The sequence below is a fragment of the Candidatus Sororendozoicomonas aggregata genome, assembly GCF_031528575.1.
Lineage (GTDB): Bacteria > Pseudomonadota > Gammaproteobacteria > Pseudomonadales > Endozoicomonadaceae > Endonucleibacter > Endonucleibacter aggregata.
In genome coordinates, this window is record NZ_JAVLSP010000015.1 from 33,326 (window position 1) to 57,541 (window position 24,216).

30 protein-coding genes are annotated in these 24,216 nt (G+C 49.2%); 17 read left to right on the forward strand and 13 right to left on the reverse strand.

Features of this window, described 5'->3' with window-relative positions; translation table 11 throughout:
* Positions 1-11: 11 nt before the first annotated feature.
* The 12 genes from V4C51_RS04840 to V4C51_RS04895 all read right to left on the reverse strand — a co-directional run bounded on the left by V4C51_RS04840 (position 12) and on the right by V4C51_RS04895 (position 7,060).
* Positions 12-200, reverse strand: coding sequence for a helix-turn-helix transcriptional regulator (locus V4C51_RS04840; protein ID WP_330925002.1), 189 nt, complete (start codon positions 198-200; stop codon positions 12-14).
* Positions 201-250: 50 nt separating this feature from the next.
* Positions 251-1,441: a KilA-N domain-containing protein gene (locus V4C51_RS04845; RefSeq protein WP_330925003.1), complete on the reverse strand. Its 1,191-nt coding sequence runs from the start codon at positions 1,439-1,441 to the stop codon at positions 251-253.
* A 52-nt stretch (positions 1,442-1,493) separates the two neighbouring features.
* The gene (locus tag V4C51_RS04850) at positions 1,494-1,814 is read right to left on the reverse strand and encodes a hypothetical protein (protein ID WP_330925004.1); all 321 of its coding nucleotides are present in this window, start codon (positions 1,812-1,814) and stop codon (positions 1,494-1,496) included.
* Between the two features lie 34 nt (positions 1,815-1,848).
* Positions 1,849-2,118: a hypothetical protein gene (locus V4C51_RS04855; RefSeq protein WP_330925005.1), complete on the reverse strand. Its 270-nt coding sequence runs from the start codon at positions 2,116-2,118 to the stop codon at positions 1,849-1,851.
* A gap of 21 nt (positions 2,119-2,139) precedes the next feature.
* Complete coding sequence (gene ssb / locus V4C51_RS04860; RefSeq protein ID WP_330925006.1) at positions 2,140-2,685, reverse strand: single-stranded DNA-binding protein; 546 nt, start codon at positions 2,683-2,685, stop codon at positions 2,140-2,142.
* Between the two features lie 49 nt (positions 2,686-2,734).
* The gene (locus V4C51_RS04865; protein ID WP_330925007.1) at positions 2,735-3,550 is read right to left on the reverse strand and encodes a DUF2303 family protein; all 816 of its coding nucleotides are present in this window, start codon (positions 3,548-3,550) and stop codon (positions 2,735-2,737) included.
* Entirely contained in the window at positions 3,550-3,888 is a 339-nt protein-coding gene (locus tag V4C51_RS04870) for a hypothetical protein (RefSeq protein WP_330925008.1), read from the reverse strand. Before V4C51_RS04870 ends, V4C51_RS04865 begins: the two co-directional genes overlap by 1 nt.
* Positions 3,889-3,961: 73 nt before the next feature.
* Positions 3,962-4,723: a recombinase RecT gene (locus tag V4C51_RS04875; protein ID WP_330925009.1), complete on the reverse strand. Its 762-nt coding sequence runs from the start codon at positions 4,721-4,723 to the stop codon at positions 3,962-3,964.
* Between the two features lie 19 nt (positions 4,724-4,742).
* Positions 4,743-5,660, reverse strand: a complete 918-nt coding sequence (locus tag V4C51_RS04880) for a PD-(D/E)XK nuclease-like domain-containing protein (RefSeq protein ID WP_330925010.1) — start codon at positions 5,658-5,660, stop codon at positions 4,743-4,745.
* Positions 5,657-5,872 carry a hypothetical protein gene (locus V4C51_RS04885; protein WP_330925011.1) on the reverse strand — a complete coding sequence of 72 codons (216 nt, stop codon included), beginning with the start codon at positions 5,870-5,872 and terminating at the stop codon, positions 5,657-5,659. Before V4C51_RS04885 ends, V4C51_RS04880 begins: the two co-directional genes overlap by 4 nt.
* 29 nt (positions 5,873-5,901) lie before the next feature.
* Complete coding sequence (locus V4C51_RS04890) at positions 5,902-6,246, reverse strand: hypothetical protein (protein WP_330925012.1); 345 nt, start codon at positions 6,244-6,246, stop codon at positions 5,902-5,904.
* A gap of 121 nt (positions 6,247-6,367) precedes the next feature.
* Positions 6,368-7,060, reverse strand: coding sequence for a helix-turn-helix domain-containing protein (locus V4C51_RS04895; RefSeq protein WP_330925013.1), 693 nt, complete (start codon positions 7,058-7,060; stop codon positions 6,368-6,370).
* Positions 7,061-7,188: 128 nt separating this feature from the next.
* On the opposite strand from V4C51_RS04895, the gene V4C51_RS04900 reads away from it, so the two are divergent.
* From V4C51_RS04900 to V4C51_RS04980, 17 genes are all read left to right on the forward strand, one after another.
* Positions 7,189-7,446: a helix-turn-helix domain-containing protein gene (locus V4C51_RS04900; protein ID WP_330925014.1), complete on the forward strand. Its 258-nt coding sequence runs from the start codon at positions 7,189-7,191 to the stop codon at positions 7,444-7,446.
* Positions 7,443-8,444, forward strand: coding sequence for a hypothetical protein (locus V4C51_RS04905; RefSeq protein ID WP_330925015.1), 1,002 nt, complete (start codon positions 7,443-7,445; stop codon positions 8,442-8,444). The genes V4C51_RS04900 and V4C51_RS04905 overlap by 4 nt, the downstream gene beginning before the upstream one ends.
* Position 8,445: 1 nt before the next feature.
* Positions 8,446-8,946, forward strand: a complete 501-nt coding sequence (locus V4C51_RS04910; RefSeq protein ID WP_330925016.1) for a replication protein P — start codon at positions 8,446-8,448, stop codon at positions 8,944-8,946.
* A gap of 82 nt (positions 8,947-9,028) precedes the next feature.
* Complete coding sequence (locus V4C51_RS04915; RefSeq protein ID WP_330925017.1) at positions 9,029-9,499, forward strand: DUF1367 family protein; 471 nt, start codon at positions 9,029-9,031, stop codon at positions 9,497-9,499.
* Positions 9,499-9,816, forward strand: a complete 318-nt coding sequence (locus V4C51_RS04920; protein WP_330925018.1) for a Ref family recombination enhancement nuclease — start codon at positions 9,499-9,501, stop codon at positions 9,814-9,816. Before V4C51_RS04915 ends, V4C51_RS04920 begins: the two co-directional genes overlap by 1 nt.
* Entirely contained in the window at positions 9,813-10,343 is a 531-nt protein-coding gene (locus V4C51_RS04925; RefSeq protein ID WP_330925019.1) for a hypothetical protein, read from the forward strand. Before V4C51_RS04920 ends, V4C51_RS04925 begins: the two co-directional genes overlap by 4 nt.
* Positions 10,340-10,522, forward strand: coding sequence for a hypothetical protein (locus V4C51_RS04930; protein WP_330925020.1), 183 nt, complete (start codon positions 10,340-10,342; stop codon positions 10,520-10,522). The genes V4C51_RS04925 and V4C51_RS04930 overlap by 4 nt, the downstream gene beginning before the upstream one ends.
* Entirely contained in the window at positions 10,519-10,860 is a 342-nt protein-coding gene (locus V4C51_RS04935) for a hypothetical protein (protein ID WP_330925021.1), read from the forward strand. Before V4C51_RS04930 ends, V4C51_RS04935 begins: the two co-directional genes overlap by 4 nt.
* Complete coding sequence (locus V4C51_RS04940; RefSeq protein WP_330925022.1) at positions 10,857-10,985, forward strand: hypothetical protein; 129 nt, start codon at positions 10,857-10,859, stop codon at positions 10,983-10,985. Before V4C51_RS04935 ends, V4C51_RS04940 begins: the two co-directional genes overlap by 4 nt.
* A gap of 26 nt (positions 10,986-11,011) precedes the next feature.
* Positions 11,012-11,884: an SPFH domain-containing protein gene (locus V4C51_RS04945; RefSeq protein ID WP_330925023.1), complete on the forward strand. Its 873-nt coding sequence runs from the start codon at positions 11,012-11,014 to the stop codon at positions 11,882-11,884.
* Positions 11,885-11,914: 30 nt separating this feature from the next.
* Entirely contained in the window at positions 11,915-12,094 is a 180-nt protein-coding gene (locus tag V4C51_RS04950) for a hypothetical protein (RefSeq protein ID WP_330925024.1), read from the forward strand.
* A 135-nt stretch (positions 12,095-12,229) separates the two neighbouring features.
* On the forward strand, positions 12,230-12,499 hold the full coding sequence (locus V4C51_RS04955; RefSeq protein WP_330925025.1) for a hypothetical protein: 270 nt from the start codon (positions 12,230-12,232) through the stop codon (positions 12,497-12,499).
* A 25-nt stretch (positions 12,500-12,524) separates the two neighbouring features.
* Positions 12,525-13,043 (forward strand): hypothetical protein, encoded by a 519-nt coding sequence (locus V4C51_RS04960; protein ID WP_330925026.1) that lies wholly within the window; start codon positions 12,525-12,527, stop codon positions 13,041-13,043.
* 203 nt (positions 13,044-13,246) lie between these two features.
* A complete protein-coding gene (locus V4C51_RS04965) occupies positions 13,247-13,489 on the forward strand; it encodes a hypothetical protein (RefSeq protein ID WP_330925027.1) in 243 nt (80 codons plus the stop codon).
* Positions 13,490-13,506: 17 nt separating this feature from the next.
* Complete coding sequence (locus V4C51_RS04970; RefSeq protein ID WP_330925028.1) at positions 13,507-13,767, forward strand: hypothetical protein; 261 nt, start codon at positions 13,507-13,509, stop codon at positions 13,765-13,767.
* Positions 13,768-13,853: 86 nt separating this feature from the next.
* Positions 13,854-14,303, forward strand: coding sequence for a hypothetical protein (locus V4C51_RS04975; protein WP_330925029.1), 450 nt, complete (start codon positions 13,854-13,856; stop codon positions 14,301-14,303).
* Positions 14,304-14,352: 49 nt separating this feature from the next.
* A complete protein-coding gene (locus tag V4C51_RS04980; RefSeq protein ID WP_330925030.1) occupies positions 14,353-14,679 on the forward strand; it encodes a hypothetical protein in 327 nt (108 codons plus the stop codon).
* Here the strand turns inward: V4C51_RS04980 and V4C51_RS04985 are convergent.
* Positions 14,676-24,188 (reverse strand): LPD38 domain-containing protein, encoded by a 9,513-nt coding sequence (locus V4C51_RS04985; RefSeq protein ID WP_330925031.1) that lies wholly within the window; start codon positions 24,186-24,188, stop codon positions 14,676-14,678. The genes V4C51_RS04980 and V4C51_RS04985 overlap by 4 nt on opposite strands.
* Between the last annotated feature and the right edge of the window lie 28 nt (positions 24,189-24,216).

Here is a 24,216-nt window from a genome sequence, read left to right on the forward strand (position 1 = left end):
CAAGGTAGGTATTATTTAACGTCATCTTTTCTTATAGATTTAAAATACTGGTTAATTTCCTCAACAAAGAATAACTGGCCACCATTAGGCGGCACAATCGGTTTAGGAAATTCTTTTTCCTGTCGTAACTTCCATAAGGTTGTTCTGGAGATACTGTAAGTAGAGCAAATTTCGCCAATTCTTATAGTTTGTTTATCCACAACTCGATCCCTCTGGCAGCCGGGCTGCCCTGTTTATTGACTACCAGCGCTTAAAAAAATGTTATTATGTCGTCGGTAAACACTACCCTTGCATTGCTGATCAATGCCTTTCCACAAGGTTCGGTGTAAAGCATTTGATCTGAAGGGTCGTACATGGCACCTACTTTCCAACCTTCCTTGGTGAGTATGTATTTATTGTTGCTTTTGTATCGGGCGCTGACTTCTATAATCCCCTTATCCAGGAGCTTTTTAGTGACTTCACCAAATAGAATACCGAGCGTTTGGGCAAGTTCACGCAAGGAGTAGTAGTTGTCGAGGGCATACAGACCCCATCTACCTCTGCTTTTGCGTTTAATTGGTTTCTTGCGCTGGGTGTAAATAGACTGTGTAGACTGCGGTTCTGGTTGCTGCGTGGGGGCTGTTTCAGGTTCTGGCTCCTGCTTCCAGTGCGCTGCCGCTGACGGGTACCACAGAATCTGCTTAACAGGTCGGCCTGAGCTTTGCGCCTGTGTGGTATCGACGACCTCACAAAATGCTTTCCCTTTTTCCGTTGGATTCCATTCGCCAGCGAGCTTTTCTTGCAAGCCTGCCTTTTTCAATCGTTGGTTAACCTCCTGTGCTGTAATGGTTGGGTTCCGCATTTTGCCTAATTCTGCAGGAATAAATGCCTTTTCTTTATTTTCAGCAATGAGCTTTTCTTGCCCCATGGCTTTGAGGGGCGAGAAATTAATAAGTGATTGTGATGCCCTATCCGCAGATAAGCGTGCCTGATTGCCTTCAAAGCCGTAGCGGGTTGCCAGATCGAGACAGCTACCGGCGATTCTCAGCTTATCATCGAGGGTCAGGTGTTCTTCCTGTGTCGTGGGTTGCAGTCGGCCTGCTTTATAGTCCAGAAAGCACTGAGTCACCTGCAATTGGAATCCTGGGCTGATCCAGCTTGCGTAAGATACTGCCAGCAATTCGTGGGCAAAAGCGCTGGGATTTTTGCCACCATTGTTTATCTTTAGAGCAGGCTGCGAATTTGCCGTCTGGCTATTCATTTCAGCAATAAGATTTTTGGCTTGTTGCGACCTGAACCATTGATAAGGTGCGTTGTGTCGCCCTATTGCAGGGGTAATACCTTTAGCCTGACACCAGGCACAATGAAGCGCATACAAATTAAACCGCCCTTCAGCGTCGGTGGTAATTTCAACGCCAGCGATCACGGGCAAGGCAGGCGGAGTTTGGGTGCAGGCGGTCATACTAACATCCTTTTTATTATTGTGGTGATCCTGGTTTGGTACTCAGACGGAATTAATGAGCGTCTTGACTTTCTGCGGATTCATTACACCATGTCAAAGCAGAAGCCATAACCATGGAAATGGCACCTCGAAGTCGATCTTCGTCTTTTTTGCTTAAATCGGGTTTCCCATTTTCGTCCCTGCAATTTGTCTCTACGGATAACAGGGTGGCAAGCAGGACGAATGCTTGAAACAGTTGAACTGGGTCATGAGCCAGTTCTCCAATGGTTTTTTCAGCCTGCTTGATAGCTTCAGGGGTCACATCATCAAAACCAGGAATCTTGTATTCTGAAAGATTTATTGTCACAGCGAATGTTTTCGTGGGTGTTTTCATGCGTGTTCTACCTTTGTCAAAGTTTGTTATGGGGTCACTGCCAGGTTTGCCAGGTATTGCCAGCGTCTTTTTGTTCAATCTCGTGGCACAATTCAATCAGATTCCGCTTGAACAACGGTATTAACGTCACCACCTTTCCGTTGAGTTCAAAAATAATTTTTCCGAACGAGTAAATAGAGGCGTTATCAAGGGCTTCTAAAACGTCCGGGGTGAGCGTTAAATCGTGCCTGGGCAACTCCTCGGCTATCACTTCGTAGCTTTGTGCTTTATCAAGAATGGCCAGAATAATCTCTGAACGTGTCATTTTTTACTTCCTCACATTGAGCTAAAACGGAATCTCATCATTAACATCATCAAACCCCTGTTGTTGTTTTTGCTGCTGGGGTTGCTGCTGAGCTGGCTGCCGTTGGGTGCCCTGAGACTGTGCCTGGTAGCTGTTCTGGGTATGGGCAGGCTGTTGGCGGTGACTCTTCTGTGCAGATTGTGCAGATTGCGCAGGTTGAGCGGCGGGTTGATGGTTATTGGCAGGCGGCGGATCAAGCAACTGGAGCACACCGCCTATCTCATTCACTGAAATCTGCGTGGTGTAATGCGTGCTGCCGTGGTCGTCTTGCCATTTTTGCGTGGTGAGCTTACCCTCCACATAGGCTTTTGAACCTTTGCGTAGATAGTCCCTGGCCAGCTCGCCAAGTTTGCCGAATAAGGTAACACGGTGCCATTCAGTCTTTTCCTTGGGCTGGCCCTGTTTATCCTTCCACTTTTCATTAGTCGCCATGGATACAGTACTAATGCACTTGCCGTCTGGCGTGTAACGCACATCGGGGTCGCCCCCTAGCGTGCCAACGATAATGGCTTTGTTGATACCTCTCATACAAATCTCCAGTTGAGTTTTAAAAAAAGGGGGGCAACCCCCCCGTCATTCAGGCTGAGAACACGCCCAGATACGTAGGCATGATGCCGTCGAGCTTTGCCTCCACCTTCTGCTGAAACTCTTCAGCCAGGGATTGCTTAAGTACTTCAAGCCCAACAATGCTGGCGATCAGCACGGGCTTTGAGCCGCCGGTTAACACGGATACTCTCAGCCGTATTGTTCGCTGTTCAAAATCAGCAAAGGGCTGGACAGTAAATTCCAGCCAGGCGGGGAGCGTGTTGCCTTTACTTTTAGCCTCGACGCTTTCAAGGGTGGAGCGGGAAGATTTGAAATTCTCTTCTGTATGAGACTGTTCTGAATGGGCGTCAATGGTCAGACGTCGCAAGGCACCAATGGCCTTTTTCAACTCCAACGGATTTTCTTCACCGTCTAACACCTTAATATTGTCTGACCAGTCCTCAAGCCACTCGGTAAATTCCTTCTGTGAGTGCTTGTAACAATGGAATCCCATCAGGGCATCATACCCGCTCGTTTTTTTAAGTGTCAGTTCTGAGCGGTGATCACAGTGACCGGGCATGTTCTTGTTGCCAAGGTTGAGCACAGCAGCAGCCTTTGTATTTTTAATATCAATAAAACAGGCAGAGTGTTCTTCTTTATGAAGTTCCACATAAGTACCAAAATCATTGATGCTTGATGTGCTCATCAGGCCACGGAAGCGGGAACGAAACCTATCCAAATCCTCATATTTATAGGTACGAGCGTTTTCGGGCAAAATCGCGACAGGTATACCGGATTGGACAAGATGTTCATTTATTTCAATCAGGGTGTTTTTGTCAGCAATAGCTTCAATAGCGGAGCGATCCATTATACGTTCTCCTGTACCTGGCCTTTTTTATTAAGCAGCGCGTGCTGGTTTTCCTGCATAAAACTCAGCTTGCCATCTTCACCCACATACATGGGGGTGGAGGTGCTTTCATCCTCTGTCACCTTGCCCCGTGAAGTGGGTCGGGTGTATTTAATGGTGTGGTTGACCACGACCTGGTAGCTTTGTGCCAGCCGCTTCAGGTTCAGCTTGAGAATGACTTCACCGGCAGCGTTGTGATCAATGACTGCCCCGGCGACGTCAGAAAGAATACGGCTTAATTTCTCTTCCACCAGTCCGCCATCGAGGTCGGCAACAAATTCGCCTACATCCGTTGACATAATTTTTTCCTTTTTATTGTCAGGTTGGGTTCGTAGCTTTTGCCTGAGCTTGCCGCTACGGGAGCAAAGGGTTTCACAGGGCGTTATTCAAATCGTCGGCATTGGTTATAATGTGCGTGGGTTGTGCTTCAAGCACTTCGCCGGTTTTAATATCCACGACTTCGCTGGCCTCGCCTTCAACAACATTCAAATCCTCCAGCTCGTCCTGCTTGGCCGCTTTTTGCGCCACCTCGCCAAGGGGAAGGAATTTGAACATGCGGCGAACGACGGTTTTTTTCGCCATCTCTTCATAATCAGTCTGCCAGGGGCCAGCATTTCCCGATTTGGAGCGAGTGCGAAACCCTTCAATCTTGCTGACATGCAACCATTCAATGTAATCCTCACCACTGGTCATCTTCGCGATGCCATAGACGCCCAGTATTTTTCCCGCGCTGCCGTCAATGGCGGGACTGTGGGTGATATAGGACTGGGTGCCGTACTGCACAGAAAACTTTTCATTGTCATAGACCACCCGCGCCTCGATGCTGGCTATCTCGCCACTTTCACGAGCGAGCTTGATCATGCCCCGGTAGCCAAGCATGAATTGACATTCCTGACGCCCGGTATGCTTGTTGAAAAAAGGCACCAGGTAGCAATGCCCTAATACGCCACCCACTTGCAGGCCCAGGGTTGCCGCTTGAATAACAGACCCAAGAACGGTAGCTGGCTCGCAGCTTTGGATTCTGGGGTTTTTACGCAACTCAGTGGCGATAATGCGTAGAAACTTATTGACGTGCATGACGCCATCGAGGGCTTTATCAATGGCGAGTTGGTTTTTTTGGAGTATGGGCAGCATAAACACCTCTGTTATTCAATCAGGCTGCCCACTCTGGCAGCTCAATAGTGGTAAATTCGCTGGGATAGCAGGGCCAGATACCGGACTGTTGACAGTCGTGATACTGGTTTAGCCATGTTCTGAATTGCTCAGCGCCTTTGGACACCATAGCGGCGCTGGCCATGTACAGGCCCACGGCATAGGGAGCCTCTTTTTCAACAAACAGCCAGGCAAAGCCATTGGCTTTCAGCCCGTTCGCCCTTGCGCCTTCGAGGTACATGGCCGCTGATACGTGATACTTGTATTTTTCAATGGCGCGGGTAGCCTGCCACTGCCGGGCATCAATGCAGGTTTTCAGGTCGAAGATAATGCCGAGGTCTTCCCGGTAGTAGTCGAACCTTGCTTTGCACAGCTCTTGGGTAATGGGATCGTCCCAGACCACAGAACGCTCAGCCACACCGTTTGATAACGCTTTACGGGCTTTCTCGTGCATTCCGATAGCTTTGACGACGCCATCGCACAGTTCCCAGTCGCCGTCGTTCAGTACGGTTTTGTTTTGTGTTTGTTCGGCTATCACATCATCGAAAAACAGCACGCTGCTATCTGCTTCTTGAATGCGTTGCTTCAGGGCATCTTTAGTCCCGGAAACCGGCAGCTTCAGCTTTTTAGCACAGGCTTTGTAATCATCGAGCGACACCAGGGCATCGGGGAAACCGGCGACAGTGGGCTTTTTTGCGTACTGTCGCACGAACAGCTCAGGCTCCAGTACCGCTGTATGCAACACAATGCCAATATTCGTGGCTGCGGTGCTTACCATTCGATCACCATCACGTTTGGCTTTGCAGTGCGCTGCTGAACGGGCCATTTCCTTAAGGGTGCTTGAGGAAATCCCATTAGCGCTGTGGTAGTCATCAGAAGACAGGTCATCGTAAATGCCGGGTTTCAAAATGATGCTCATGAGCGCGCCCCTTTCTCAATTTCCTTACAGTCGTTAACAAAAACCTGCCTTTCTTCCTCGGTCATGGTGGCGATGTAGTAAGTCAACCAGCCCATTATTTCCCGCTCAAGTTTACGCAATTCCTGATAGGTGATTTTGAGCGCTTCCTCTTCTTTCCAGTCACTGATGGTGCGGGAAACGTCCTCAGCCATATTTGTCATGTTCATACTCATGTTTACTACCTCGTATGGTTCGCATGTTTTTACGCGGCGTGTTTATCGGTGATAAATTCCATTTGAATCAGGGCGTCTCTCAACTGGTTATAGGGTGTGCCGTTGTTCGACTCTGCTTCAAGTGTTTCGAGCGCTACGACTGTAGTGAGCCATTCTTTCGGGGTTTGATTGTCTGTATCCAGTTCGTTAAGCAGATCCAGAGGGGTTAAAGCGTTGCCATTTATAACAATGGTCTTGCCTTCACAAATAGCCTCAAGCAGTTCTTCCACTTCTTTTTCAATGGTTTCGGCGATATGTTCAAAATCGGCGGTATCCCAGGCTTCAGCCGCGTGTCGTCCTTCGTCCATGGATACAGGGCAGTTTTTTATTTTCATGACGTTAGTTTCTATTTAATTTTTAGCATATAAAATATATAGGTTAAGCTATTTAATAGTGCAAGCAATTATTTCAAAAAGATCTAGCAATGAAATAACTTGTTCGCTTTAGAAGGAGTGGTTACGGGGCTGTGAACTGGGTATAGCCGATAGGTGTGCCAACCCAAATATCCCAGATGTTGCCGTTGTAGTGGATAGCCGTACCTTGTGAATAGGCAGGATTTAGCAAGGTCAAGATCTGAACGCCATCAACTTCTACCCAGCGGCGAAAACATAGCCGACCATCCATAATGACCATGATGCAATGCCCCTGCAAGGGTTTCTTATGCGGGTGAAAAGCAATCTGAGCACCATTAGGCCATGACTCACCCGTAGGCGCTGTCATGGTGTCGTTATCCAGTGTCCATACATACGTTGCCGTGCGGTCGTCAACATTGGCAAAGCGCGAGTCTTCCAGCTCATTAAATTGCTCAATGGCCGTTTCTTTAGTCATTTTCGCATTAGCGGCTAGGGTTTTCAGACCAGGATTAACTTGTGCTTTATCTAGGGCAATAGCAAACGCTGTCAGGTTCTCGATGGATTGAACTTTTAAGGCCGTGGGGTACTCACGCCTACGCCTTCCTGTCTCCATGTACTCCAGAGACGTGTTTAAGAATTTGGCGATCTTCAGGCGATTAGCAACACTGACATTGGTTTTTCGAGTCACCCAGTCACTGAATGTGGGTTGCGAAACATTCACTCCCTGGAAAACATCCTTGGGCACTAATCCCCGAAGCCTCATAAGCTCCGTCATGCGGTCAATAAAATCAGGCATACAACAGCTACTTCCGGTAACAGTGGCTTTTCTTTTGGATCATATCATAGAGGAGTTGCGGATCGGGACAACATATGCGTATAAATAGGTAAAACTATTTATTCAATAGTGTTTAAGGATTTTAGGCTATGCATATTATTCGAGAGTGGAGAAAAGTCCACCGTATAAACATTGCTGAGCTAGCAGCGTTTCTGGGGGTATCCCAGCCCTCCATGTCTTGTATCGAGCTGGAACAGCACCGTATCAGCGGCGATCTGGCCATCAAGGTTTCTCAGTACACCGGCATTGACCTGTTTACCCTTCGCCCCGACCTGAAAGTCAACGATGCTGAGATTGGTAAGTTATTCCGCCTCGCCTCCGAAAGAAAAAACAAGGATGACAAATGAAACCCTTCGGCAAAGTGGAAAGCCGGTTCTGGATTAGCCAGGATATTTTGAAGTTATCCGACCAGGGTAAGCTGCTGGCGCTTTATCTTCTTTCTTGTCCCCATGGCAACATGCTTGGCGTCTTCCGTTTGCCCAAGGCGTATATCATCGGCGACTTAAAATGGAATGAGGCGACGGTCTCACGAACACTCCACGAACTGGCCACGATCAAGTTTATATCTGTCTGTGATGGTTCCGACTATGTGTGCATTAATCAGTTTATTCGACACAACGACACAACAAATGCGGAACAATTCACCGCACGATTAAACGACCTGGAAGCCCTCCCTGAGCAGGTGCCAGACCTTACTTTGCTGCTAGACACTATGTACGAAAAAGCCAGTGTTTATAAGGGCTGCAAGGATTTTCAAGACAAAATTAACGCCCTTCGTGGGAAGTTCGTGGGCAGATCGTCAGAATCTCGCCTAGAGAGAAAGAGAGAAAGAGAGATAGAGAGTAAGAGAGTTAATACTCTTGTGCGCTCTGCCAGGCGCACGTCGGATGATGAAGAAATTTCCAACAATTTTGACAAGTGGTGGCAACAATATCCCAAACGTGAGGGTAGCCAGGGCAACAGGAAGACAGCTTTCAAACGTTATAAAACTCGACAAAAAGAATTTTCGGCTGAACAACTACTCATGGCCGTTATGCGCTATGGGCGGTTTTGCAACGAAACCGACAAAACAGGGACTCAGTACGTGATGCAAGCCACGACCTTTCTCAACAACCCCGACAACATAACAAACCCGTGGACGGTGAACCATGAAGCACGTCAGTCACTTACTCCCTACCAGCAAGCCCTCAAAGCCAACGAAGCCGACCTCATCGAAGGCGGCTACCTCCAACCAAAAGTCGCGGGAGACGGTGAAGCGGAGCCACATAGCGGCGCTGTTTACGACCATGATCCAGTGGTATCAGAGCAAGTGGACACGGGAGTGGGGGTTTTCCGACAGGAATAGCGTGTGGCTAACCGCCCTGAAAGATTTGCGCCCAAAACAGATCGAGCTTGGCATAGTGCGGGTGAAAGCGTCTGGCAGTGATTGGCCACCGTCCGTGGTGGGGTTTCTGGAATACTGCAAGGTACAACCGGAAGACCTGGGTTGGCCAGCCATTTCTGATGCCTGGGAAGAGGTCAATTTGCGCTGTACTAGCCCACAGTCGCACGAATGGAGCCATCCGTCGGTGAGCGTGGCAGGGCGGGCCACTGGCTGGTACGAAATTGCCCACTGCGATCAGTTTAACGTCGGGCAGGTAAAGCAAAAGTTTGCCGAGGAGTACCGGCGAGTGGCACGGGATGTTTTTAACGGCCTCGATCTGTCACCGCAAAAGCTGCTTGAAGACAATTCGAGCAATCTGGAGCGCGGTGGTGATGACATGCTGAAGAAGATTATGGACATTCAGGGCATTGATACGGCCATGAGTGGCGCTGAAGCCCGTAAACGACTCAAAGGAATGGTATGAGAGGGGTAATTTTTAATTTGGCACTAGCGGCCTTATGGATGGCTTACGTTGGATTGATTGGCTGGGTAGCGCTTAACGCCTTATGACAGAACTGGCTTTTGTTAAAACGCCCTCGGGGTTGGTCATTCCGGCAGAAGCCGGGACAACAGATTTTGTTGAAGGGCTGAAAGTCGGGGACGTGATCCGGTGCGAGTTTCGTAAAGCCAGAAACTATCGGTTTCATCGCAAGTATTTTGCCTTGCTCGATCTGGCTTATGAATACTATGAACCGCGATCCGTACACACCCGTGACGGCGTTATCACCCCGGAAAAGAACCGGGAAGAGTTCAGGAAGTGGTGCGTCATCAAGGCCGGTTTTTACCAGGTGATTGGCTACCCCGATGGCAGCGTCAGGGCGAGGGCAAAGAGTATGAAGTTTTCACAGATGGACGAACAGACCTTTGCGGCTCTGTATTCAAAAACCATTGACGTGTTGCTGCGACAAGTGTTCGGCAATGGGTGGAGTCGTGAAGCCGTTGAAGACACCGTTAACCAGATATTGAATTTTTGTTAATGGCGACACAGGAAGAAAAAAACTACATGCACGCTGTTGCGCGGTTGGGTTGTATTTGCTGTAGAAATACGTTGTTCAAGGCAACACCGGCTCAGGTTCACCATAAACGCAAAGGCATTGGCAAAGGCCAGCGTGCCAGCCATTTTGACACCATGCCCCTGTGCCCGGATCACCACCTGTACGGCAGTGACGCCGTGCATAAAAATTACACCGCTTTTGTTGCCCGTTACGGCACCGAAGAGGCATTGATTGAACAAACACGTAGAGAGGTTGAGCAGTGGCGTAGCCAGTTTGTGGGCAATGGAGGGCCATTATGACTTACGCGGAATATTTATTGTTGCGGACATTCAGCGCTGTTGAATCGCAGTACAAGAGCGCCGCCTGGCAGCGGGACATTAAAACAGGGTACGGGGACGCGAGGGTCAGTCGCCCACCATGGAAACCCACGAAAGACGAACGAATTGGTGACGATGGTGCCCGTCACCGATTACTCAGGGACAAGCTGGCCAGTGGTGATTACCGGGTTTTGCTGCTTCGATACAGTGATAACCCAACAGAGATCCAGAAGAGCTGGCAGCATGTGCGCTCGACCATCAGGGCCGATACCCGGCTGGTTAAACGACTGCGACAGAACCCGGTACTGTTGCGATTGCTGATGTTGTGGCACTTGCGCCACGGGGAATTAAGGCAAAAACGGAACCCATTGGGTCTGCTGAGCGCAAACAGCTCAGAAACTACTCAGCGACGGTGGTCAATAGATTGCCAGAGCGTAGCGGAAGACTGGATACATCCAGCGGAGGATAGAGCGGTGATTATTATGCAGGAAAAGGGGATTTTGCGGTGACGGATGAGATAAAAAAACTACTTTACACCTGGCAAGACCAGTTGGAAGAGAAAAAGGAATTACTACGTATGGCTGGCGATAGGGGTGATTCATCGTACTACAACTTGCTGGCCACAGAAGCGCTCACCTTATCGGTGTGTATTGGCGATGTGTTGAGTGCGCTGGAGGAAAGCCGATGAGCGTCACGCTGGTCTGGTGGTCACTATCTGTTCTTGTGATCGTCATTGGGTTTATCGGACTGATGTGGTTCCTGCTCAATGCGAAAATGTATAAAACCTTGGGTGCGGTCGTGGTGCTGGGGTTTGTCATAGTGCTTTTCAACCCTTTCCGCCTGACTGTGGATAACACCGCTACGATACAGGCAGACAACGCGACATTTGAACGACACCAGGAATTACCTGAGAAAGTAGCGGTAAAGTCGTCGTCATTCTCTGAAGTACTGGCCAAAAGCGCTGAAACAAACCGGCGGCAGAATGAAGCAGTGAAGCAGGAGAATCTGGGAGAGCAGTCGCAATGAAGGCAACCTTTAAGGCAACCTTTAAGGCAACCTTTAAGGCAATCCTTGTGTCTGCTTTCGCTGGCATTATCGTCTACCTGCTCTTTTTAGCCATTGCCTGGCTACCTTACCCCGCGTGCGGATAAGAAAAACGCATAAACCTGGACATACTATGAAAACAATAACAATCACGCTGACTCTTTTATTGGCAATGTTACTCACGGGCTGTGGTCATGAACAAGTGCCACCTGCTCACGTGGGCAAGCTGTTAACTACGACAGGCTACTCGCCAGATATTTACCCGCCATCTCGTGTGAGAGTCGGTTTACGGGAAAGCCTGGTTTTAATCGAAACAGGGACGAAAACATACAAAGAACCACTGACTATCATTATGCAAGATAAACTCACATTGACCGCTGACGTGCGTTTTCGCGCAAGGGTCGATAGCACCAGCAAGCCGGTACTCAATGCCATGTTTAATGACATTGTGCCCACAAAAGGATTGGTGTCCCTCGACAAGGTTTACCAGACTTACGGCAAAATGATTGTGCGGAACAAGTCTCGTGAAGTGCTATCACGGTATAGCGTCGAAGATGTTCATAAGAACTACGCACGAATTTCCGGGGAGATATACCAGTCTGTTACCAAAGCAGCGAGCGCTTTGCCTATTAAAATCACGGACGTCGCTCTTGGCAACATCAAATACCCTGCCACCATTACCCGCGCGGCAGAGCTGGCAAAAGAGCGCGAGTTGCAAATCGCTCAGGAGGAGGCCCAGGTACAAATTGAGCTAACCAAAAAAGCCGGTCAACAGCAGTTAGCGGAAGCAGATTACAAGATCAAGATGACGCAGGCGAGAACGTTACGGGATCAGAACCGCACGATTGCCGAGGGCATTTCACCAGAGCTGTTAGAGCTGAAGCGCATCGAGGCGTCCCTGGCCGCAGCGCAAAGTAACAACAGTAAATGGGTGCTGCCCTACAGTGCCCTTGGCCATACCGGTGCTCAAGTCGCTATGTTCAACAATACGTCAAAGAGCAAATAATGGACTGCATATGGAACCAGGTGAGTAACGATGACTGAACGCAAGGACACCGCCTTTTCAGAGTTCATCCGCAACGCTTCCGAAGAAGAAAAAAAAGCCGTCTACGGTCGGGTGATGGAAAAAGCATCAAAAGCACAGCAGGCAGTGATGAGAACCGTTGAAACCCATCGACACGTGAGTGGGGTGCTTTTGATGAAGAGCACAACCTGATTCTCTCATTCGACAATGGCCCGGTAGATGGTGAGATAGTTCTGACACCGGGGCAACTTGAAAGTCTGTATGAACAGCTTCAGATACTGAGATCTAAGCAAACAGCTCCTGAACAGACGACAAAGGTGAATTATAATGACGCGCTCAAAGCCAGAGGGTGAAAAAATAGTAACAGAAGCAATCGACCAATTATTTCTTGAACTCAGTCAAGTGACAAAAGCAAAAACGGCGACTGAAATAATTCTGGGCTATGCGGTTGAAAGGGCTTTCAAAGTAGGATTAAGAATTGGTAACTCACCTGATTTCTCAAGACAAGATGCTCAAAAGGAATGGGAAAAATTCAGGGATTATCATTTGCGAGAAGTAGCGGAGCACTTGAAAGAATTACCGAAGATTGATGTATAAGAGCGAGCTGAACAAGGAAAGTAGAATGATAATTGATCCAAAGCTGTGGAATGCTATACCGCAGGAAGTAAAATTTATAACACTCGACGAGGGTGATTTTACTGATTTTTTTTCTGAGAAACCAACTTTTTGGGGAAGTTTTGCCGGTTGGGGTATTGAAACTGTTAATTTAGACAGGCCAAAGACTAACCTTGCTCCAATAATAAAAATCGCCAAGCATCTGATAAAATTAGAAACTTGGCAGGCTATTGCCGAGCGCCCCCCCTTCAAAAGAAAAATTGAAGAGGACGATGTTGTAGCAGTCAAAGGATTCGATGGGCTATATGTAGTTGAAGAAACTGATATTAAAACACCGGGCCTCAAGGAATTGCTTATGAAAGTTTTGTCAGACAAAGGGCAGCCCCATTTCACACTGCCTTCTGAAATTGTCTCAGTGAACGGTATCAGATACGGTCAACCATCCGGCCTTATTCCAGAATCCCGCAACGAAGATAAGGTCGAACCTGAACGGGCAATGGAGATTCTGCGCGATATGTGCCGATAACCGTTGGTGAGCAATAGCAAGAAGGAAACCCCGACTCTGTAACATGGATGAGTGCTCAGTATAAAGACTGAGGCAGAGTCGAGGTTGAAGATTTCAGGGTAAATAGAATGCCAGATGGAGTCAAGGTGTTGGATAGCTTGGCAGTGACTGGCATGATGTAGCAGTGCTGCACTGACCGCCAACGGGCAGATAGAGATAAGATCATGAAAAAAGTATTCAACGAAAGCGAAATCAAACACTACCTCAGTATTGATATTCCTAACAGCTTCCGCCAGGAGACTAACTTTAGCTGTGAACTATTTCGTCTCATACGTAAAGTCGATCCACAAAACCAAAGCAAATTAAGCAAAGTCTATCCAGAGCACCTGGAAGCCTGGCGACGTTACGAGCGCGTAACCCTGTGTGAGATGACCAGGAGAACTTACCTGAAGTTGGCAGTATTGTAAAAATAGGTGAATCTGTCATGAATGTTGATTCAGGGAGCTATGGCGCTGTCTATGAGCGTTATAGTTTGGATGAAGATAATGATGAACCATGCGGCATAGGGATTATTTTTGAAAATGGGGAATATGACGGCTTCAGTAGAAGCGATTTAGAAGCGTTAAAAGTCACGCACACGGGGCGTGTTGATCAGAGATTAAAAGACTATCACTTTGAAAATGTCATCAAGTTGAGTGAAGACTACCGAAACGGCATGTTTGACAGTGTGCTCAAGAGCAAGTAACTGAACCTGCGACTTGGTGTAACACAGACAGGCAGTGTATTATCACCAGCTCCATCTTAGTGAAATTTAACACAACAGGGTACAGTATGCAGTATATGGATACAATATGGTCTGATCCTCTTATAAAAAACAGCAAAAACGGGATGGAAATAAAATATACAGATTATTTCGACACAGAAAATGCCAAAAAAGGCTATAACTATTTTTCATTTATTGCAGGCGCATGTCGTCTGTTAGTGCCGGAAATACCAACCTATCCAGAGTTTTTGTCAAAGATGAAAAAAGCTAAAAGTGTTGAAGTTTCCTATAACGCTAAGCTGTACGATTTTGGCAGAAAGAAAATCGCTGGGTATACAGCGACTTTCGACGACGGAACAGCAACCCCTTTTTCTTTACTAACGCCGATTAAGCACAGCGACGGAAAGCCTCTGAAGAAAGATCATGACCAAAAAATGATGCTGATTGTTTATTTTGAAAAAGAAGGTAAGCATGTTGAAGTTTATCGTAGGAAAGCTGTGTTTAAATACAACCGTTAGTCATGTGCCCGACATAATACCCTGAGTCAATTTATGGAGATACTGACCTATGTTTTACATACTGGATAATAAAACACCGGTCAAATTCGATACTGACACGGTGGCTGACATGGTAAAGTGGGCAGAATTCCAACAGAATATTAAGCTTCGACGTGTTGCCAGTACGCAAGTTAATGAGAGCTTATATGTCAGTACAGTTTTTCTAGGTATAAGCACTTATGGCTCCGACTCAGATGGCCGCCCTTACTTGTTTGAAACCATCGTTTTCCGTAACGGTGAAGATGACCTGGTAAGACGGGCCTGCTCTTGGGAAGAAGCTGAAACTGTCCACAAAGAAGTGCTGGCGCGTGTCACCACCCATTCAGTCAGTGGCTAAAACCGATCCCCGTACTTTGCTACGGCCTCTGCTGATAGCTGGTTGATCTGCTGACTAATGGCGTCGATCCGCTGGCGCTTGGTGGTAGCGCTCATCAGGCGATTATCCATAATATGGCGAATCTTTTTGTTCAGTTTGCTGATACGGTCGCCATAGCGGTTGATTTGCCGACGGGCTTGCAGGCGACGTTTGTTCTCCTGGATCATGGCCCTGGCGTCTTTGGTTCGACCATTGTTCTTGTATCGGTTAATGGTCGTCATCAGTTCGTTGAGTTCTTTTTGCATTTCCTGCATTTCATTGCGGTAGCGGGTTCTGCCTTCACCGTCGCGGACAAACGAGCCAACCACAGGAATATCCTGGATAAGTCTATCGGGTCGCGCGGGCGCGTCAACAGCCTGGCGGGTCACTAGATCAGTGGCAGACAGAACATAAGCGCCGAGGGTGCCGAAATACCCTTGCAAGAGGTGTTGCAGTTTTTTCGGTGAGCGCATCCAGTCCGGGGCACCCTCCGGTACCATTCGGGTCATCTGTTTAACGGTTTCCGATGACCAGGGATCAAACTGGGCTTCAGGCTTCACGAATTGCAACCCCATGGGGACAATGGGCGCTTGCGTAAAGCTGTCTTTATTGGTGGCCACATCGAGCATGGGGCGAAATGCCTGGGGTACAGGGTCAAATTCCAAGGTCTGGAGCATGATATTGGCGGCCATCTTTTTCGCCCACTTCAACTCCTCTTTGCCCATGGCGGTTTGCGTGATGATTTCCGGCACGGTGCCAAAGATCGCTCCCACTTCAAAGGGTTTGGGTATACGAATATGCTGATCGTCGAACCACAAGTGATGGTAGTTCACCTTTTCGTGCTCAGGCAGTTTTTTGTATCGCTCGTCATCGTCGTACAGGGCAATAAGGGCGGCACTGGCAGCCGCATAGGCACTGCCGCGTAACAGGAAAGACGGCGCGATACCGGCCCAACCACTTTTACCACCGGCCTTTGCCCCGCGCCATAACTTGTACAATCCCTGCAACCGGGCATTAAAAAACGGCAGTGCCGACACCAGTAACCGCATTGCTTGCCACTGGCCCCTCATGGAAAAATTGAGTACATCCTGTGCCTGGTGCGCGGCCTCTGCCACCGACCCCCCTTGCTTGATGACCTGTTCATACACATGGAAGCGGTTGGCATTTTCAAACCGGGCACCAAACGTTTTCCACCACCGCCAGGCTTGACCGGGCGTATGAATGGTCAAGCCTTTTTTATTCGCCGAGGTTAACTCGGTTCTGACATTATCGGGCGTCAGGTCGTAAAACTCACTGCTCCCTCCCCCGGCCATCATAATGTTCCAGCGGGTGTCATCGTTTTCGAGCTTTTTATTCAGGGTGCGAAGGGCAGCGGTCATGGGGTTGACCTTCAATGCCTTGCCGTTGATCTCAGGGTGAACCACCATCCAGGTGGATAAGCTGTCACGAATGAGGTTACGCAACATAAAGGCGGGGTCTGCCGTAACGGATGCGGTCAACAAACGCTTGGGCAAAGACAGCAATTTCATTAACCAGGTGGCGTTTTGTGGCCCAAGATCAACAATGGACGCCAGCAACAACGGGTCGTTGACCTGATAGGTTTCGGTCTTTCCGTCGCGCGAGACAGTCACCACACCATCACCCAGGTCAGTAAACTTGCCAAGCAGTGATTGCCAGCGCTTCATTTGCTCCGGCGTAAGCTCGTCGGTACTCAGGCCCATTTCTTTCAGCCTGGCTGTTACGTCGCTTGCCGTCAGGCGAACACCGCCTTTGGTGAGGGTCATGGCCCCGGTTTCCACACCCAGATCAGCAATGCGCCGCATGGCGATATTTTTGAAGCTGGCATCCACCATTGCCTGGGTATTGCGGAACATGGCTTCAATGGGGCTGATTCTTTCTACGCCACCTTTGAGTTCTTTGATACCCGATTTCTGCCCCGATAGCCCGCGCTTACGAAACACCTTCATCTGCTCGCCGACATTTTCAGCCAATTCATTGATACGATGAAAAGGAATGTAGTCGCCTTTATCCCAGAGTTTGCGTGTCTTAGCATCAATCAACCCGGCATCCTGGGCAAAGTCGAGGATCTGGCGGTTGAATCGCTGATAGTCATCAAAGACTTTCTGAAAGCGTGCTTCCATACCGGGCATGGATTTCACGTAGGTCTGAATGGTTTTAATGCGCTCAGGGGTGTACAGGTTTTCACGGCCTTCCCGCAATAGACGCATGGCGCGCTTGCTACCAGCCCAGACTTCCCACAGTTCAAGCTCGCCTTGTTGGGCGATGCCTTCAAAGAGTTCAAGGAAGCCTTTGCTGCCCTTGGCAAGGGTGACAGAACCATCAACCAGCTTGGGCGTCCCCTTGCCTAAAATGGCGGTCATTACCCCGACAAGGTTTGTGGTGCGTAAGGCGGCTTTCCAGGCAGATCTGGCGGCTTCCATCAGCTTGCCGCCGTTCTCGCCCCGCTCCATCACGGCAATGGAATGGAAGCTATCCAGGGTACCCTGCGCTATCCTATCTTTATAGCTGTCCAGGGTATCTTGCGCTATGGCTTTTCTGGCGCTGAAATCAGGGTGTTCTTTCAGCCAGTCTTTTACCCGCTCTACCCAACCTTTGCGGTTTTTGCGGGTACCACCGTGGATGTCGTTAATGACCTTTTCCACGTCGTTGGGGATGTCCTGTTTGAGGGAGTAGCGGTTATCGCTGTCAGAATCACTATCTCTCTGACCAGTAGATGTTTTGACAAGGGTTTTAGCGTTGACTAGTCTTACCCTGGAGTCTCTAGGCTGGCGCTCACCTCCCTGGAATTGCACCGGGGCATATAGCGTATAGTCGAGGCTCGACTCACTTTCCCCCATCAAACCTAAGCTCTCGTTATCTTTGTAATACCTAAGCTGATTATTCTTGTACAAAAGCTTGTACTGATCAGGTGTTCTGCCATGAATGCTGTCAATGCTTCCACCCCTGATATTCACGGCGACCATTACAGGTTTATCCCCTTCCCAAGCTTTAACGACCACGGCGTAACTGCCCTCCTTACTGCCTGTGAAAATTAATTCAGGATCATTCAGCAACTCTGGCAATTGCTCAACGACACTCATTGAGACAGAGTGAGAACCTTTCGTTGATTTAGTTATGATTCGCCTTGCTATGGTCAGTGGCTGCTTTTTTGCTCCCAAGTATTCAAGTGCTTTTGGAGTGTTCATTACCTTGATGTGATGAACCCTGGCATTTCTTGAATGAAGCATCTTATGCAAACGCTGTTGGAAGCCTCGCTGCTCACCATCCCCTTTCAATGAAAACCTCGGCTGCCCGTCTTTCATTACTGAGTCTTTCATCTTCTCCGTGACGGGTACCGACCAGAACCGTTCATTGCCGTCGCCGGTTTCCAGCTCGATTTTGCCGACCTTGCCACCCCACTTTTTGGTGTACTTCTTCATAAAATTGACAAGGCGGTTGTCGTAGAAGGCATTCATGCCGTCACCGCCGACCACCTCATTAAGGTTGTCCAGATTGACGGTCTCTTTGCTGTGACTGCCTATATAATCGGCGATAAATTCATGAGCGCTGTCCTGTGAGTTAAAAGCATCGTCATTCGAGTCATAATGCGTGTTGCCATCCGGGTCAGTGACAAGGTATTTATCTGCATTCTGTTTGTCAGGTTGTACGCGCCATTTCTGTATTTCACCGTCAAGCTGCTCTTTAATGGTATTGGCTTGAGACCTGATTTGCCTGCCCAGGTTGTTACCCACGATATCCTCCAGTAATGCGGCATCCTGATCATATCGCCTGGTTTGGCCGTTGATATCTTTGACCTCAACATCAAAGAAATCCAGACGCATAGTATTATCGAGATCGACACCAAACCTTGGTTTGGCTTTGACTGATATTATTTCTCGACCCAAACCGTAGCGCAGAACCTGCTGCTCCCCCGTTGTCCACGCTACCTGATCAAACCCGTTCTCGGCGGCGTGGCGGATCATGCGTTTCATGACGAGGTTTGGCCAGTTGTCTTTTAGGGGGGCGTTGGGGACACGATCTGTTCTACGAAGCTCTATAATCAGTTCTTCAATTTTATTTTCCACTGATTTAAGCGGCGTATCAATACCATAGCTGTTTGCCACCTCTTTAATCGCAAGGTGTTTATTATAAATGTAGTCCGCTGCATAGGAGAGTATATTCTCACCTGCTACCCAAGGCCGTAATACTCTGGACAAAGAGCCTTTCTCGCCATGCGACATTAAAAAACCCATTCTGTCCTTTTCAATCTCGGGCCATAACTGTTTAACAATATCCCGTTGCTGCTGCTCCAGTTGTTCAATTTCTGCTTCTATTGACTTTTTATGCGCAGGGTCAACATAACCCTTATCCCTGCCTTTTTGGTGCCAGTCACTTTGCACCTCATCAACCAGTAAAACCTTATTTTTATCCTTGTCATGGAAGGTTTGGAAACGCACATGGGCCAGTACGTTCCCCTCATCCCAGTGATGGCTACTAAAATAATCCGTCCTATCGGCGGCCATGACATTTTCAGGCAGAGTCAGTAACAGTTCAGTGTAGTCCTCTCCGCCTGGGGTACTATAGCTGTCATACTGGGTTGGAGAATCCAATTCAAACCCATCTCGGCCATATCGATCATACATTCTCTCAGCAAAATCACGCCTTTCTTTATCAGGAATTTCATAAAAGATCTCTTCATCGTACATGTCATTGATATGGTCAATGGCTCGCTCTGACGAATACTCTTCGATCTCTTCTTCGATAATGTTGCCATCCTCATCAAAAAACCTGTCCGGGTCTTCATGCCTGCCTGTTTTAAGCGCCTCTCGCAGGTCTTTCTCAAGGCGTTTCTGTTTACTCTCCTGTAGTAGTCCCCGATGATTACCAACCAATTCCTGCCACTCAGATGAAGCAATTTCCCCATAACCAAAGTGTTCACTGACACTATCAATCCATTGTTCATGATACACATCTTCCTGATCGTTATATTCTTCTTTTGTGGGGGAGCCATATTTTACTTCCACAATCTCAACCCGGTTCGCCCGGATATAATCGAGCACGTCCTGTTTTTCCAGCTTCTCGCCTTTCTTGCTGGTTAGCCAGGTATCGAGTCCCAACCACTGAATTTCTTCGTCGGTGACGTTGGGCTGCTTTTTGATGGCATTGAGCCAGCTTTGGGCCGGTAAGGTGTCTGATTTCACCGCGGCGGCACCGCGCTCCACTGCCGAGTAAAACGTGTCTGCCACCTTACCATCATGGTAGCGTTGGGTGTTCTTGTTGGCGCCACTACCACTCCTTTGCTTGAGGGCTTTACGGGAGGCGGCCAGTAGTTCCACCACGTCGTTGGGTTGCCATTGAATGCGTGGGAATAACTGACGCAAAGCATTACGCAACAGGGCATAGATTTTTTTGAGGAGCGTATTTTGCGAATCAGACTCCGCTAAATGGGCCAGATATTCCTCAGCGACAATCCGGTTGCCTTCTGTCGTGCCTTTTTTTTCAAGCTGTCGTGAGTACGTCGTGCGTAGTTCGTCAATCAGCTTGTCGGGCATATCCCGGTATATCTGATCGAGGGTTTTATCGAGGCGTTTGCCTAATACCGCACGCACCCCTTTATGGCCCACCACTTCATGCAGCACCGTTTTAACGGCTTCCCCGGTTGAGTCCAGATTATCTGCCACGATAAAGGCATGGCCATTGCTGAACACACCCCGCACCCGGCCTTGCGCCTTGTCGTTAACGATGCCCTGATACACGTCTCGCGGCAACTGGCTTTCTGCTTGCAGCACCGTAACGGGTACCCCCAGTTTCTTCTCCAGCGGTGCCAGCTTCAGTCGCAATGGCCCACGTTTTAAGCCTTTGGCGGGTGTGGTTCGCAGGCTATAAAGCTGCGTGCCGTTGTCAGTCTTGCGGTGTTTGAGTGTTTTAAACACCTTGCTGAAGGCTTCATTAAAGCGCTTACGCTCGTTGCCTTCAGGGTAGGGTTTAACCCCTAAAAACTGATAGTGTTCGTTCGTGACACCATAGGCCAGATAGTCACTGGCCAGGTTTTTATCATGAATCTGGTCAAACACGTAGGACTCAAAAGCCCTGGCTAACAGCTCATGACGGGTACCCCAGTAGTCACCGGTTCGCCCCTGATCCAGATAGTGCGCTTCACCGACAAAATCCGTTGGCCGCTTGCGGGTACGCTTCGCTTTTTTTTCGATAGAGAGGTATAGATCCAGCGAGCCATTACGCCAGTTGATACGGTCGGCCAGTTTGGTCAGTTTGCCTTTCTCGCTCCAGCCGGATCGGCCCCGAACTTTCTTTAGCAGAACCGAGATATCGTTCAGGGTATCGTTGGTGAATCCGGGCTTTTTGGCATTGGCGCGCTCAACCCAATCAATAGGGATACGCTCGTTATCGGTGACAGCTTTCTCAAGGGTCGTTGCCAGTTTGTCGAACTCGGCCAGTTGCTCTTTGGTGGCCGGTTTTCTGTGGCGCTTTTTCCAGACGTAGCTGGCGTCAGTGTAATCCGCTGCCAGTAGTTCACGGATACCCGCAAGCGTTTGGGTCACTTGCTGATTGCGGCTTGCCAGGGTCTTTTTAAATTGCTGACCGTCTTCGAGATACTCTTCCGTGGTGCGCGTCAGGGTATCCATTAACGCGTCCCACTGTTTACGCAGGGCATCACGGACGTCGCTCTTGTAACCAAACCCGTGGGACACATAATCGTTACGCTGTTTTCTGGCATTAAAGCGTGGTTCTTTGCCCGGGTTCTCAATGGCAGGACTGGCCTTACCATCCTGTCGGCCAAGGTAATGATCCAGCGCGTGCATCCATTCGTGGGCCAGTGAACCCGCGCCGTTCATCTTGGTCAGGTTGATGACGCCGAAGTTGCGCTCGTAATGGGCTTTCGCGCCACTTAACCCATGACCACGGGCACCAAAGGCAATGGCCAGCTCACCATTGAGGGATAGGGCTTGTGGGGGAACGTCCAGCACTTCCGCCAGATCCATCAATGCGTCGTAGGCATAATTCAAATCCGCCTGGCGATCACTCGATGTATTCCAGTTACCAAACTGCCCGGCATAAAAGCCAAAGGTGTTCTGGAAGTCTTCCGGCCTCACGTTGCCTTTTCGGTGCGCTGTCCCCCGACGGTCAACCTCTTCCAGATTCGGGCGAATCTCATCACCGAGGGCCGTTTTGAAGCTGATCACCTCATCGGCATTCTGTATCATCCAGCGCATGGCTTCATCGCGGCTGCTAAAGCCTTTCTTGACCGGGAAGCGTTTACGATCCGTAACCCGGCGATACACTTCCCACTGGCCGGAGTCTCTGGGTTCTTCCCGTACACGGTGCTTAATGGACATCTCATAAACGGGTATGACCTGCTCCGCTTCTTCCCGCGTATCGAACATGCCGACATATGTCCATAGGCTTTTACGTTTAGAGCTGTCACGCCTTAACACCCATTTGCCTTTATCCTTTCCGGTAATCCTTTCACTGATCTCATAGTGACGGTAATAACCAGGCTTTTTGGTGGCTTTGCTGTCGGTGTCTTTTTTCTTAGTAGGACTCAGTAAGCGACGACCGGACTGATCCTTACGGGCACCGCCTAGCTGTTCACCAAAGTCATCAAACTTCTCGGAGGATTGCTTTGCGTCGGGCTGCTTTTTCTTTGCCGGTTGGCTGTCGGTTTTTTTGTCGGTTTTTTTAACGGCGTTTTCTGTGTCCGGCGTTGTTTTTTTCTGCGCCTCTAGCGTTTGCCCGGCCAATGGTTCGCGGGTATTCCCTTCTTTTAGCCACTGCTTGAAAGCATCTGTGCTTAACTCGGTAACGTCACCCACCGTCCAGCCTTTTTCGTAGTTGGCTTTATAGCCATCAACGGCGGATTGGCGGTCATCAAAACCAAGCATGACTTTGTGTTCATCAAACGAGCCGTCCTTGTTGACCTGATCCACCACAAAGACTTTTTCACTGTCCGGGTTATCACCAACAAAGACATCCACATGGTCGCCGTCGGCCCCTTCGGTGCCTTTGATATAACCGTAGTCATGCCGCATCTTCACTGACCACGGTTTGCCATGGGGGTCAGTACCGGATCGGGTGGAGCCTTTGAGGTTTTCAAGACTCAGATCCAGCCCTTGCAGTTTGATGTGCGTTTTTTTGTAGTTTCCGGCTTCTTTTTGGGCGTCTGAAGGTTCGTCTGAAAAGTTGTCTGAAGAGTGAGGGTCTATTTTCTCACCCTGATTTGAGGGCGAATTATCGGCGCTTTCCCTCAAAGTATCGGCGTCCTTCGATGAGACTGGATCAATCAGCGCGGGGGCTTGCCAGCTCGCGGTAACATCAAATATATAGTTGGCGATTTCAAAGGCATTCTTTTTAATGGCCGCTTTACTTGCCCTATGTGAATGAATACTGGTGGCAACTTTCTTGCCTTGCAGGTTATAGACTTCAAAGCGTGAGCGCCCACCACCCAAAGGTCGTTTAACCGTATACGTGGGTACCTTGCCATTGTCTTCGGCATAGGCTTTACGCTCAATGATGTCTTCAGCAAGCAGATCCGGGTCGGGGAGGTTGACGGATTCGGCAAAGGGTTTAAACCACTGGGGATGAGTTACTTCTTCTTGCTGGGAAAGTTCACGGTTCTGTAACCGGCTGTCCTGGCCCTGGTCGTTCAGTGGGTACTCATCCCTGAGCATCCGCTCACGTTCACGCTGGTTTTCTGCCTGAATGTCAGCCATGGCACGGTCAAAGGCCGCCAACTGGTCATCGTGGTATGCCTGCTTCATCGCCTTGATTTTATCGACGATATTTACCGGGGTGTACGCCGACTGCTTTTGTGTCATCGCCTGTTGGCGAGCGCTCTTTTCCAGCTCACGGCGCTCTTTGATCACGGCATTGAAATGACGACGGCGGGCTTTATCGCTGGGTTTCCAGTTAAACTCGCTCAACACTTTATTCAGGCCAGTCATTCGCCCGGCGTAGGTTTGCCGGTCTTGATCTTCATTGCCGGTATACCGGGGATAAGCGCTGTGCTCACGGCGGACGCTCTCAGTATGGATTTGTCCGGCATCGGTTCCCACGTTGCCCTGATTATCGGCGTACAGGGTCGGCGCTTCAGGCTGTGCCAGGTGAGGTAAACCGAGGGGGGGTAGGGTTTCTTCTGAAAACTGTGCGTCAGGCTGATAAATTGGCGGGGCTTGTGTCTGCTGCTCAAACCCTGCGCCGGCAAACGTGCTACCGGTTTGACCGGGGCTTGTGGGGTTCATGTACAGGGCGTTGTCGGTACCGAGCCTGAGAATAGATTCATCGGGGGTAGCGTCCGGTGCTGCGGTTTCAGGTTCTGGCTCTGTGGCGGTGGAGTCGAATTGGAAGGTGCCTTTAAACTGCGCCTGACGTTCAGCAATGGCCATCGCATTCTCACGCAACAACCCATCGAGCACAGCCTGATCAGCATCGGGTTCTTTTTTCTGGTCTAACAGTGTTTGACGCTGACTGTACAAATCCCGCAATTTATTATGGACGTCAGTG